Origin of the sequence: Rugamonas sp. (assembly GCF_025354735.1) — a bacterium.
In the GTDB taxonomy this organism is placed as follows: Bacteria; Pseudomonadota; Gammaproteobacteria; order Burkholderiales; family Burkholderiaceae_D; genus Rugamonas.
In genome coordinates, this window is sequence record NZ_JANXMI010000210.1 from 1 (window position 1) to 12,222 (window position 12,222).

12 protein-coding genes and 1 pseudogene are annotated in these 12,222 nt (G+C 66.2%); 5 read left to right on the forward strand and 8 right to left on the reverse strand.

Annotated features, from left to right (window positions below; all coding sequences use genetic code 11):
- Window positions 1-1,001, forward strand: a 1,001-nt coding sequence (gene sbcB / locus Q0S71_RS16665; protein WP_295998073.1) for an exodeoxyribonuclease I, incomplete at its 5' end; no start/stop codon positions are given.
- Between the two features lie 90 nt (window positions 1,002-1,091).
- On the opposite strand, the gene pyrF is transcribed toward sbcB, so the two are convergent.
- Window positions 1,092-1,910: an orotidine-5'-phosphate decarboxylase gene (gene pyrF / locus Q0S71_RS16670; protein WP_295998078.1), complete on the reverse strand. Its 819-nt coding sequence runs from the start codon at window positions 1,908-1,910 to the stop codon at window positions 1,092-1,094.
- A gap of 166 nt (window positions 1,911-2,076) precedes the next feature.
- On the opposite strand from pyrF, the gene Q0S71_RS16675 reads away from it, so the two are divergent.
- Both Q0S71_RS16675 and Q0S71_RS16680 read left to right on the forward strand, forming a co-directional pair.
- Window positions 2,077-2,841 carry an SDR family NAD(P)-dependent oxidoreductase gene (locus tag Q0S71_RS16675; RefSeq protein ID WP_295998081.1) on the forward strand — a complete coding sequence of 255 codons (765 nt, stop codon included), beginning with the start codon at window positions 2,077-2,079 and terminating at the stop codon, window positions 2,839-2,841.
- Between the two features lie 437 nt (window positions 2,842-3,278).
- The gene (locus tag Q0S71_RS16680) at window positions 3,279-3,680 is read left to right on the forward strand and encodes a VanZ family protein (protein WP_295998084.1); all 402 of its coding nucleotides are present in this window, start codon (window positions 3,279-3,281) and stop codon (window positions 3,678-3,680) included.
- Window positions 3,681-3,732: 52 nt separating this feature from the next.
- Here the strand turns inward: Q0S71_RS16680 and Q0S71_RS16685 are convergent, their stop codons facing one another.
- A complete protein-coding gene (locus Q0S71_RS16685; RefSeq protein ID WP_295998087.1) occupies window positions 3,733-4,674 on the reverse strand; it encodes a TraB/GumN family protein in 942 nt (313 codons plus the stop codon).
- Window positions 4,675-4,973: 299 nt separating this feature from the next.
- Between Q0S71_RS16685 and Q0S71_RS16690 the strand changes: the two genes are divergently transcribed.
- Both Q0S71_RS16690 and Q0S71_RS16695 read left to right on the forward strand, forming a co-directional pair.
- Window positions 4,974-5,963: an LLM class flavin-dependent oxidoreductase gene (locus tag Q0S71_RS16690; RefSeq protein WP_295998090.1), complete on the forward strand. Its 990-nt coding sequence runs from the start codon at window positions 4,974-4,976 to the stop codon at window positions 5,961-5,963.
- A gap of 164 nt (window positions 5,964-6,127) precedes the next feature.
- Complete coding sequence (locus Q0S71_RS16695) at window positions 6,128-7,300, forward strand: MFS transporter (protein WP_295998110.1); 1,173 nt, start codon at window positions 6,128-6,130, stop codon at window positions 7,298-7,300.
- Window positions 7,301-7,339: 39 nt separating this feature from the next.
- On the opposite strand, the gene Q0S71_RS16700 is transcribed toward Q0S71_RS16695, so the two are convergent.
- From Q0S71_RS16700 to Q0S71_RS16725, 6 genes and pseudogenes are all read right to left on the reverse strand, one after another.
- Window positions 7,340-8,641 (reverse strand): MFS transporter, encoded by a 1,302-nt coding sequence (locus Q0S71_RS16700; protein ID WP_295998094.1) that lies wholly within the window; start codon window positions 8,639-8,641, stop codon window positions 7,340-7,342.
- A gap of 81 nt (window positions 8,642-8,722) precedes the next feature.
- The gene (locus tag Q0S71_RS16705; RefSeq protein ID WP_295998098.1) at window positions 8,723-9,178 is read right to left on the reverse strand and encodes a hypothetical protein; all 456 of its coding nucleotides are present in this window, start codon (window positions 9,176-9,178) and stop codon (window positions 8,723-8,725) included.
- 56 nt (window positions 9,179-9,234) lie between these two features.
- Window positions 9,235-10,113 carry a DUF6160 family protein gene (locus tag Q0S71_RS16710; protein ID WP_295998101.1) on the reverse strand — a complete coding sequence of 293 codons (879 nt, stop codon included), beginning with the start codon at window positions 10,111-10,113 and terminating at the stop codon, window positions 9,235-9,237.
- An 80-nt stretch (window positions 10,114-10,193) separates the two neighbouring features.
- The gene (locus Q0S71_RS16715) at window positions 10,194-11,084 is read right to left on the reverse strand and encodes a hypothetical protein (protein ID WP_295998104.1); all 891 of its coding nucleotides are present in this window, start codon (window positions 11,082-11,084) and stop codon (window positions 10,194-10,196) included.
- A 140-nt stretch (window positions 11,085-11,224) separates the two neighbouring features.
- On the reverse strand, window positions 11,225-11,779 hold the full coding sequence (locus Q0S71_RS16720) for a DUF6160 family protein (RefSeq protein WP_295998106.1): 555 nt from the start codon (window positions 11,777-11,779) through the stop codon (window positions 11,225-11,227).
- Window positions 11,780-11,936: 157 nt separating this feature from the next.
- Window positions 11,937-12,222: pseudogene (locus Q0S71_RS16725) on the reverse strand (hypothetical protein); the annotation flags it as partial.

Here is a 12,222-nt window from a genome sequence, read left to right on the forward strand (position 1 = left end):
CGGCCCGGCCCGAGGGCGGCACGAGCTTCAAGCTCACCGACCTCACGGCCGCCAACCACCTCGTGCACGAGGCCGCGCACGACGCGCTGTCGGACGTGCGCGCCACCATCGCGCTGGCGCGGCTGATCCGCCAGAAGCAGCCCAAGCTGTTCGACTTTTGTTTCGCGCTGCACAAGAAAGACCGCGTCGCCGATGAAATCGGCATGCATCTGGCGCCGGCGCTGCGGGCGCCGTTCCTGCACGTGTCCGGCATGTTCCCGGCCGAGCGCGGCTGCATCGCGCTGGTGTGGCCGCTGGCCACGCATCCGACCAACAAGAACGAAATCCTGGTCTGGGATTGCAGCTTCGACCCGGCCGAGTTGCCGGCGCTGGACGCCGACACCATCCGCCTGCGCATGTTCAGCAAGTCGGCCGACTTGCCGGAAGGCGTGACGCGGCTGCCGATCAAGAGCATCCATTTGAACAAATCGCCGATGCTGGTGTCGAACCTGAAGACGCTGTCGCCGGCCATGGCCGAACGCTGGGGCCTGGACCTCGACCAGGGCCGCGCCCACGCGGCGGCGGCGGCGGCCTTGCCCGACATGATGGCGGTATGGGAGGAGGTCTACAAGCGTCCGGCCGGCGAGGCGGCGGTCGACGTCGACGAGGATTTGTATGGCGGCTTCATCGGCAACGGCGACCGCCGCGTGCTCGAATCGCTGCGCAAGGAAACGCCGGCCAAACTGGCGACCAGTCACCCCGCGTTCGACGACGCGCGCTTACAGGAAATCCTGTTCCGCTACCGCGCCCGCAACTTCCCGCACACCTTGTCGGAAACGGAAATGGAGCACTGGGAACAGCACCGCGCGGCGCGCCTGTACGAAGGCGCCGGCGGCGCACGCACGGTCGACCAGCTGTTCGGCGAAATCGATGCGCTGTCGGAGACGGCCGACGAGCGCGCCGAAAACATCCTCGGCGCGCTGTACGACTACGTGGAAATGATCGCTCCGGCCCACCTGTAAGAACGGCCGCCAGCGCGGCTAGCGGGGGCGGCAAGCCGGAGCGCTAGCCTCAGCCGCGCCGCCGCCGGATGATGCCGATGCGGTGCTGGATCAACGGTACTGATTGATGGCGTCGCGCGTTTCCAGCGCCACCCGGCGGGCGGCGGCGGCGTAGTCTTCGCCCGCTTGCGGCGCCGCGTACAAAATCGCGCGCGAGGAATTAATCATCATGCCCATGCCGTCCGCCGTCTTGCCGGACGCGACAGTCGCCGCGATGTCGCCGCCCTGTGCGCCTATGCCCGGCACCAGCAGCGGCATGTCGCCGACGATGGCGCGCACCTGCGCCAGTTCTTCCGGGAACGTCGCGCCGACCACCAGCGCGCACTGGCCGTTGCTGTTCCACTTGTCCGCCACCAGCCTGGCCACGTGCTGATACAGGGGCTGGCCGTCGACGTTCAAAAATTGCAGGTCGGAACCGCCGGCGTTCGACGTCCGGCACAGGATAATCACGCCGCGGTCGCTCCACTCCATGTAAGGCTCGACCGAATCGGACCCCATGTAAGGGTTGACGGTGACGGCGTCGGCGCCGTAGCGGTCGTAGGCTTCGCGCGCGTACTGGCGCGCGGTGGCCCCGATATCGCCGCGCTTGGCGTCGAGGATGAGGGGAATATGCGGGTAATTTTCGCGCAGATAGCCGCAGATGGCTTCGAGTTGGCGTTCCGCGCCCAGCGCCGCGAAGTAGGCGATCTGCGGCTTGAAGGCGCAGGCCAGGTCGGCCGTGGCATCGATGATACCGGTGCAGAACTGGAAGATGCCATCGGCGTCGTTCTGGAATTGCGGCGGCAGTTTCGCCAGGTCCGGGTCCAGGCCGACGCATAACAGGGAATCGTTGGCCGTCCAAGCGGCAGATAATTTATTGATGAAATTCACGACTAGCCCTTCTTTTCGATTGCAAACTCTCCATTGTAACGTGCCGCCGCCGCCTTTTCCTAGCCGGCGCGCCCTCATTCCCGCCCCGAAACAGCGCGGCGCTGGAGTAAAATCGCTGTCAACGGCACGCCCTGCCTCCATCAACCCACCGCCTGAAAGCATACCGATGAAATTATCCGACAAAGTCGCCATCGTCACCGGCGCCACCCAAGGCATCGGCCTGGCCTGCGCCCAGCGCCTGATCGCCGAGGGCGCCAAAGTCATGCTGGTCGACATCAAGCAGCATTGCGCGCAAGTGGCCGAGGCGCTCGGCGAGGCCGCCCGCTTCTGCGCCGCCGACGTCAGCCAGAAAGCCGACGTTGACGCCATGGTCGCGGCCACGATGGCGGCGTTCGGCCGCATCGACATTTTGATCAACAATGCCGGCGTCACCCACGCCGCCGATTTCCTCGATCTGACCGAGGACGATTTCGACCGCGTGCTGCGCATCAACCTGAAATCGATGTTCCTGTGCGGCCAGGCGGCCGCGCGCGAAATGGTCAAGCAGCAGAGCGGCTGCATCATCAATATGTCCAGCGTCAACGCCGAACTGGCGATACCGAACCAGGTGCCGTATGTGGTGTCCAAGGGCGGCATCAACCAGCTGACCAAGGTCATGGCGCTCAACCTGGCGCCGCACGGCGTGCGCGTCAACGGCATCGGCCCCGGCACCATTTTGACGGAACTGGCCAAGAAAGCCGTACTGGGCAGCCCGGAAGCGCGCCACACCATCCTGTCGCGCACGCCGCTGGGCCGCTGCGGCGAACCGGAGGAAGTCGCGTCCATCGCCGCCTTCCTGGCCAGCGACGACGCCAGCTACATGACCGGTCAAACGCTGTACGTGGACGGCGGCCGCCTGGCCCTTAATTACACGGTGCCGGTCAAGGAATAAGGCGGTGGAGGAAGGCGGCAAAGGCGAGATATTCGCCAATCTTATGTCTGGTATCCGTACCATCAATTAGACTTATATGTGACGGCGCCGCATAATGCACCTGTCTCCACTATTCTCCTCCAAGAAAATAGTTTTAAGCCCGCTTTCATCAGCGGGCTTTTTTTTCGCTTGTACGCTGCGCACCCCGCCTTGTCATGTCAGCGTCACATAGCCCCCCTATACTCGCTACATCTGCAATACATGCAACTGATATGCGTGATCGCAGATCGGTGTGCCGGATTCGTTCGGCGCACCCACCGAATTCGCGGCATCGTCGCCGCATCCCGTTACACCTCTGGACCTGCACGGTTCATTTCGACCCGCTTCCCCCGGCGGGTTTTTTTTTCGCCGGCGAATGGACGTGGTATTGTAGGCAACGATATTTTTTCCTTCCGCCCATGCGTTCCCAACTGACACAACTCCTCCTCACCTCATCCCACGCCCGGCTGCGCTACTGGACCGCCATCGCACTCTACCTGCTGATCCTGATCCTCGGCTCCATCCCCGGCGCCCGCGCCGACATCGGCACCGTCGCCAGCGGCATCGTCCTGCACTCCTGCGCCTACGCCGGCCTGACCTTCCTGATTTTCACCGGCGGCAGCGGCGGAATCTGGCCGCGCGCGGCCAAGGCGGTGCTGACCATCATGCTGATGGGCGCGCTCGACGAATTCGTGCAAAGTTTCTTCCCGTATCGCCACGCCTCGGTGGGCGACTGGATGGTCGACAGCAACGCCGCGGTGCTGTGCTCGATAGTGATGGTCGCGCTGTGGCGCAAATATCCGCTCGCGCCACGCGGCTGAATTCGGCGCAAAGCGGGCGTGGACAGGGGGCTGCCCCCGATGTCCGGCGCCGTCAATACAGTTTTTCAACCTCATAACCGCGCTGCCTGAGCAACTGCGGCAAGCCCTGTTCGCCGACCAGATGCAGCAGTCCAACGCCGACGAAGGCCACCTGGTCGCGCTGCATGATGCGCTCGATCGAACTCGCCATTTCAGGATTGCGCTTGCCCAACAGCATATTTTGCATGAAGGCGGCCGACACCGTGTCGCCGCTGGTGAGTTCGCGCAACACGGCGGCGATGCGCGGCGGGTCGGCCGAACTCCAGGCCGAGATCAAGTCTTCCGACTTCTTCAGCGAGTCGCCGTTGTCGAGGTCCTTGAGGTTTTCACGCAGATAGCTTTCTTGCTGCGCGTCGTCCATGGTGTCGAACAGGGCCAGCTGATAGTCGGCGCTTTCCAGCTCGCGCACCGCCTTGTCCTGTTTTTCCGCCGCGTCGAGCAGAAAATATTCAACCGCCCGGCTGCGCTCGAAGCCATGATGCTCGAGCTCCACGCCGACCAGCAAATTGGCCACCAGCCAGGGTTTATAGCGCTCCACCGTGTGCAGCGACAAGCCGGCCTGCGCCAGCGCCAGCAGCAGGCGGTCCAGGGTGTCCGGGCTCAGGTGCTCGACGATGGTTTGGCCGGCCGGATAAATGCCGTGCTTGTCCAGCGCCAGCTGGAATGGCGCCTCGTCGCGGATGTCGAGCTCGATCACCAGCGCGCTCGACGCGGCCAGCGCACGCGTCACTTCCGGCTCCAGCGGGAAAAAACCCTGCTTGCCGACATGGATGGTGCCGAACAGATAACTGATCCTGCCGGCGTGGCTGACGCGGTACAGCGTGCCGCGCCGGGGCGCGGCGTCCAGCGGCGCCGACAGCGCGGCCGCGCTTTCCGGCAAGTTGATATCCCTGCCGCGCGCGCTCTGGCCGCAAGCGCATATCAAAGTAATCAGTAATAACAGTTTCGTCGGCATTCAAGTCTCCAGCCGGCGACAGCACGGCATAGCCACGCAGCGGCCTGACAGAACAGGAATGGCGACTACTGGGATTTCCAATCGTAAAGCATGACGCGCGCCGGCGGAATCACTATTCAACGCCCGATACAATTTTTAATTAGCCGCTACAACATGCATGACCATGCATAATTAAAAATAAATAGAATAAAAATGCACGGCGCTTAATCATTTCAAATGGACATGAATAGCGCCGGCAATACCCATGGGATTGAAAGGGGATACATTGAATCCGCCGGGATAGCCCCGATATGGCTGGCATGATCCCATTTTCCATACTCGACCTCTCCCCGATCGCCGAAGGCAGCAACGCTTCCGCATCGTTCCGCAACACGCTGGACCTGGCGCAGCACGGCGAGCGCTGGGGTTACCAGCGCTACTGGCTGGCTGAACACCACGGCATGCCCGGCATCGCCAGCGCCGCGACGGCCGTCGTCATGGCCCACGTGGCCGCCGGCACCAGCACCATCCGCGTGGGCGCCGGCGGCATCATGCTGCCCAACCACGCGCCGCTGGTGATCGCCGAACAGTTCGGCACGCTCGAAGCCCTGCACCCGGGCCGCATCGACCTCGGCCTCGGACGCGCACCCGGCTCGGACCAGACCACGGCCCGCGCGCTGCGCCGCAACCTGCAATCGGACTCCGATGAATTCCCGCAAGATGTGCTGGAGCTGCAAGACTATCTGTCCGACACCCCGCGCCAGCGCGTGATGGCGGTGCCGGGCCAGGGCGCCAAAGTGCCGCTGTGGATACTCGGTTCGAGCACCTTCGGCGCCCAGCTGGCGGCCCACCTCGGCTTGCCGTTCGCCTTCGCCTCGCACTTCGCGCCGCAGATGATGATGCAGGCGCTGGAACTGTACCGCGCCAATTTCAAGCCCTCGGCCCAGCTGGCCAAGCCCTACGCCATGCTCGGCTTCAACGTCTTCGCCGCCGACACCGACGAGGAAGCGCATTTCCGCGCCACGTCGATGCAGCAAGCCTTCGTCAACTTGCGCACCGGCCACCCGTCGCGCCTGCCGCCACCCAAGGCCGGCTATTTGGAACAGCTGGGCGCGCAGGAAAAAGCCATGCTCGATTCGGTATTGTCGTGCTCGGCCATCGGCGCGCCGGCCACCGTGGCCGACCAGCTGCAAGCCTTCATCGCCCGCACCGGGGCCGACGAGCTGATGATTACGTCGCAGATCTTCGACCACGATCAGCGCCTGCGCTCCTATGAATTGACGGCCGCCATCCAGCGCCAGCTGGCCTAAGCCGCGTCCGCAACACCATCACGCCCCGCCGCCGCGCGGGCGCCGCCCACGGCCGCGCCCGCGCTCAGCGGCAATACGCCATCGCCGTTACAATGGCCGGCTACTGTTTCCAGGAGGACGCCGTGAGCCACGCCCGCGCCGAACCAAAAGATATCGCTCCCGGCATGGTCGGCTTGCTGGCCGTGGCCACCGGGCTGATCGTGGCCAACCTGTATTACGCGCAAACGCTGGTCGGTCCGATCAGCCGCACCACCGGCCTGACGCCGGGCGCGGCCGGCCTGATCGTCACGCTGACCCAGATCGGCTACTGCCTCGGCCTGCTGTTCATCGTGCCGCTGGGCGACCTGGTGGAAAACCGCCGCCTGATCTTCATCGCCCTGCTGACGGCCGCCGTCGCCCTGCTGGCCGCCGCCAGCACCAGCAGCGCCACGCTATTCCTGCTGGCCGCGCTGTGCATCGGCCTGTGCTCGGTCGCGGCCCAGGTGCTGGTGCCGTTCGCCGCCCACCTATCGCTGCCGCACACGCGCGGCCAGACCGTCGGCACCGTCATGAGCGGCCTGCTGATGGGCATCATGCTGGCCCGGCCGGTCGCCAGCGTCGTCGCCGACACGCTCGGCTGGCACGCGATCTTCATTCTTTCCGCCATCGGCACCGCCACGCTGGCCTTCGTGCTGCGCCGTCTGCTGCCTCAGCGCCAGCCCGATTCCGGCCTGCGCTATCCGGCGCTGCTGGCGTCGATGTGGCACTTGCTCAAGACCACGCCCATCCTGCGCCGCCGCGCCGCCTACCAGGCTTGCATGTTCGGCGCCTTCAGCCTGTTCTGGACCACCGTGTCGCTGGTGCTGACGGACCGCTATTTTCATTTGAGCCAGAGCGGCGTCGCCATCTTCGCACTGGTCGGCGTGGCCGGGGCGATCGCCTCGCCGGTCGCCGGCCGCCTGGCCGACCGCGGCCACAGCCGCATCACCACGGCCGTCGCGATGACGCTGGGCGTGCTCGCCTTCGGCGTGCCGCTGCTGGTGCACGGCGGCCGGCTGGTCGACCTCGGTTTGCTGGTGCTGTCGTCCATCGTGCTCGACATGGGCGTCTCGGCCAATCTGGTGACGGGCCAGCGCGCCATCTTCGCGCTCGGCGCCGACATCCGCAGCCGGCTCAATGGCTTGTATATGGCGATCTTTTTTGTCGGCGGCGCGCTCGGCTCCTCGCTCGGCGTGTGGATGTACGCGGCGCACGGCTGGCATGGCGTGCTGTTGACGGGGCTGTGCTTCCCGCTGGTCGCGCTGCTGGTGTTCGCCACCGAGCTGCGCGGCAAATCGGCGGCGCGTTCGGCGGCGTGACGGCGGGTCGCTGGATGACTCGGCGGCGTGACGTCGGGGTCAGGCCAAGCTGCTCCGCGCAGGCGCCGGCCGCGCGCGCTTCTTGCGATACAGGATCAGCGTCGCCACCAAGCCGCACACGGCCGCGAACGTCATCCACAACCCTGGCGCGCCCTTGTCGCCGGTCGCCGCGATGAGCGCCGTCGCGATCGCCGGCGTGAAGCCGCCGAACAAGGCCGTCGCCAGGCTGTAGGCCAGCGAAAACCCCACCGTCCGCACATCGACCGGCATCAGCTCGGTCAGCGCCACCACCATCGCGCCGTTATAGCTGGCATACAAAAACGACAGCCACAGTTCAACGGCCAGCATCCTGCCGAACGTGGGCGCCTGCACCAGCCAGCTCAGCGACGGATAGGCGCTGACGATGGTCAGCAGCGTGAACACGATCAGCAGCCGCTTGCGGCCGACCCGGTCGGACAGCGCCCCCATCACCGGCAGCCAGATGAAATTGGAGATGCCGACGCATAACGTGACGACCAGGCTGTCCGTCGTCGTCAGCTTCAGCACCGTCTGGCCGAACGTCGGCGTGTAGACGGTGATGAGGTAAAACGACACCGTCGTCATCGCCACCAGCATCATGCCGCTCACCACCAGCGCCCAGTTGTCCACCATCGAGCGGAAGATGGTGGCCAGCGCCGGGCGCTGCTTGCGCGCCATGAATTCCTCGGTTTCCTGCAAGGAGCGGCGCAGCACGAACAGCACCGGCACGATCAGGCAGCCGACGAAGAACGGCAAACGCCAGCCCCAGTCGCCGACCTCGGCCGGCGTCAGCCACCGGTTCAGGCCGAAGCCCAGCGCGGCGGCGACGATGATGGCGACCTGCTGGCTGGCCGACTGCCAGCTGACATAAAAGCCCTTGTGTCCGGGCGTCGCCATTTCGGCCAGGTAGACCGACACCCCGCCCAGCTCGACGCCCGCCGAAAAGCCTTGCAGCAACCGTCCCGTCAGCACCAGCAGCGGCGCCGCGTAGCCGATGGTGGCGAAGCCGGGCACGAAGGCGATCAGCATGGTGCCCAGCGCCATCAGGCACAGCGTGACGATCAAGCCACGGCGGCGGCCGACCCGGTCGACATAGGCGCCCAGCACGATCGCGCCCAGCGGCCGCATCAGGAAGCCGGCGCCGAAGGTCATGAAGGTCCGCATCAGGGACGCGACGTCGTCGCCGGCGGGGAAGAAGGTCTTGGCGATGTGGGTGGCGTAAAAGCCGAACAGGAAGAAGTCGAACATCTCCATGAAATTGCCGCTGGTGACACGGATGACGGTGGCCAGTTTCGATGAGGCCGGCGCGGCGCTTGCGGTCATGGGTTCTCTGTTGGGCTGGTGGATGGGGCGACGGCTTATTGTAGCAGCGCCGCCCTCATGCCCGCCGACGGATACGCGCCCTCAGTGCGTCCACATCCGCACCTGCCCCTGGATCGACAGCGTACCGTTGATGTTGAGCGCGCCCATGCTGCTGGCGACGGGCGCCAGCGGGTCGCCCTGCACGCTGAGCGACTCGAAACCGAAGTTGCTGTACTTGACGTAGCCGGGCAGGCCGATGGCGATGGCGTCGCTGCCGTCGGCCATCTTCACCGGCCCCAGGCTGACGGAAAACATGTCGACCGTGCCGCGCACGTTCTTGATGACGATGTAGCTGTTCTGGCCGTTGCCGTTGAAGCCGATCGAGAGCCGGCTGTCGGCCACCGCGCCCACCAGCGACGGATCGTTGAGCACCACGTGGGCCGCGAAATTGATGCTGTCGCCGCCGGCCACCCGCGCCAGTTCGCCGTCGTCGAGCGGCGCCAGGAGTGCGGCCGGCGCGGACGCAGTGGCCGGGCCGGCCGGGGCCGCCCACGCCATCGTCCCGCCCGCGACCCAGGCCCAGCACAGCAAGCAGCACACTGTCAGGCGGCGCATCAGTTTTTGAACTTGATGTCGAGATACTGGATCTGGATCGAGCCGATGCGCGACGCTCCCAGGTCCACCGTCGCCTGCCCCGGCGCCGTGAAGGCGACCTTGTCGATGGCGATGCCGCCGGCCGGCGCCACGCCGCTGCCGTAGCGCGCGTCCGGCCAGTCGATGCCGATGTGCAGGCGCGCGCCGCTCTCGTCGGTGACGGCGTTGATGACGCCCGGCTGCGACGCGATGGCGGCCAGCGCCCACGGCGTGCCGTTGAAATTGCCGTTGGCGTCGACGCCGCCGACGTGCACGCCGCTCACGACCATCTGCGCGGCCGGATTGTCGCGGCCGTTGGGCTGGAACGCCAGCTGGCCGATGTCGAGCCGCAGCGCCGCGCCGAAGGCCACGCCGTCGCCGGCCTGCGGCGTGGAAAATTGCAGGCCGCCGCCGGAGACGACCAGGTCGCTCAACGCGATGGTGCCGTTGGCGCTGGCGACGCCGTTGGCCGTCACGCCCCAGTCGTAGGCGAACTGCCAGCGCTGCTCGGCGTTGGCGTTGAGCGGGAAGGCCACGTTGATGACGTCGGCCAGTCCCGGCGCGCCGGCCACGATGTCGAGCTTGTAGGGATCGGAAAACGGCACCGCGCTGTCGCTGCGCGAGGCCGCCAGGTTGTCGATGTAGACGCTGCTGCCGGAGGCGGTGGTGTAGGTCACGCGGGCGTTGCCGGCGATCGAAAAGCCGGACAGGTCGAAGCTGACGCCGTCGCCGCCGCGCACCGACGACAGCGTGCGGTCGTCGAGCGGCTCCATGGCGCCGGCCAGCGCCGGCCACGCGGCCAGCAGCAGCGCCAGCGTCCGCGCCGCGCGCAAGGGACGCAGCGGACGCAAGGGTCGCAACGAACTCAATGGACGCAGCGGACTCGATGGGCACAGCGGGGACGGCGCGGCGTCCGCGTGGCGACTGCCGGTGCGCGTCCTCATTTGGCCTTCGGCAAATTGGGCGGCATGATGCCGTTGGTGGCCAGCGCCTGCAATTTGTCGCGCCAGTTCATCCACACGCCGGCCTGGGCCACGTCGGGCAGCGCCGTGGTACCGGGCGGCGCCGCGAACTGCACCGGCGCCTTCAGCGCCGAGACCCAAAAATCGCGGCTCGGGCCGCTCGCGTCGCCGGCCGTCACGCCGCCCAGCTGGGTGAAGCCCAGGCACGCGGCGCCGCTGGCGCAAGCGCCGTCCCAGCGCTTGCCGCCCAGCGCGTCGGTGCGCGAATCGAGCGTCAGGCCGCTGCCGTCGCCGGTGCCGACGAGCAGCGAACCGGACACCGTCTTCAGCTTCAGGCCGATGTCGCCGCTGATGGCGTCGAAGCCGAAGCGCATGCCGATCACGTCGCGCGGCGCGGCCGGGTCGCCGCTCGGCTTGTAGACGAATTCGAAATAGGGATTGCTGATCTGCACCAGCCGCTGGGCGTCGCTGCCGTTGCTGCGGCCAAATTGCAGAGCCGGGATATCGATGTCGGCGCCGCTGCCGTTGCGCGGCCCGTAAGTGTAGACGCCGAGGCGCGTGTTATACAGGTTGGCGCTGAGCGCGATGTCGGCGTCGAGCGCGACCTTGCTGAAGTCGTAGCCGCCCAGGCTGGAATTGCTGACCGTGACCAGGCCCTGGCCGCGCGTGCGCGACAACTCCTCATCGCTCAGCGGCTGCAACTGGGCCGCCGCCGGCAGGGACGAACACAGCACATGCAGCGCGCACGCCAGCGCCGCCGCGCGGACCACGGAAAATACACGCGATGAACGGAACAAACGAGGCCGGCGCGCGCGCCAGTCGGCCGCGCGGTCGGCCGAAAAATCAGCCAAAAAATCGGAACACATCATGTCGGTGCCACCATGCAGAGGCGCGCGGACGCGCCGGACTGGAGGAACAGGAGGCCGGCCGGGCTGCGATGACCGATGAACGCAGCGGGGCCGGCCTCTTGCCGTACACGGCCGCGGGCGCGGCCGTTTTTACCGGGCGATCAGTGGGCCCAGATCCAGACCGTGGTGCCGCGCAGGTCGATATTGTTCATGGCGATGGAGCCGAACGATGGCGCGATGAGCTTGCCGGTGGCATCGACGGCGCCAGCCGTGACCGCCTTACCGGTGGTCATATCGGTCGAGCCCATGCTGATGCTGCCGACGGACACGTTCAGCAGCGTCGTCGAATCGACTTTCGGAATGGCGATCTGCACCACGTCGCTGCTGCCGTTGTAGAAACCGGACGCGACGGCGGTGACCGGGTCCACGCCCAGCTTGACCAGCGACGCGGCGAAGGTCGGCGCGTTGACGATGTCGATGGCGGCGGCCAGGATGCCATGCACGCCGATGTTGCTGAAGGCGACCGAACCGCCGTTGACGTCGGTGTCCGTGTAGACGAAGGAACCGATGTTGATGTTCAGGTTCGCCGCGATCGACACGCCGTCCTGGCCGCTGACGGTGCTCAGCTCGGCATCCTGGATGGGGGTCATGGCCGAGGCCGAGAAGGCGGCGGTGGTCAGGGCGGCGGCGATCAGCGATTTGGTGAAGAATTTCATTTTTTTGTCTCCGGGAAGGATGGGTTATTAGCAATAACACTTTATATTTTTTCAAGACTGCGAGGCCATCTTACTGGCCCGCCGCAGCCCCGGTCCAGCGTTGCGCGCTGACTTTTCAGGCCAACGACGCGGCCTGGGAAGCCAGCGCGCGGGCCGATCAGTGGGCCCAGATCCAGACGGTGGTACCCCGCAGGTCGATATTGTTCATGGCGATGGAACCGAACGATGGCGCGATGAGCTTGCCGGTGGCATCGACGGCGCCGGCCGTCGTCGCCACGCCGGTCTTGTCGGTCGAACCCATGCTGATGCTGCCGACGGAAACGTTCAGCAGCGTCGTCGAATCGACTTTCGGAATGGCGATCTGCACCACGTCGCTGCTGCCGTTGTAGAAACCGGACGTGACGGCGGTGGCCGGGTCCACGCCCAGCTTGACCAGCGACGCG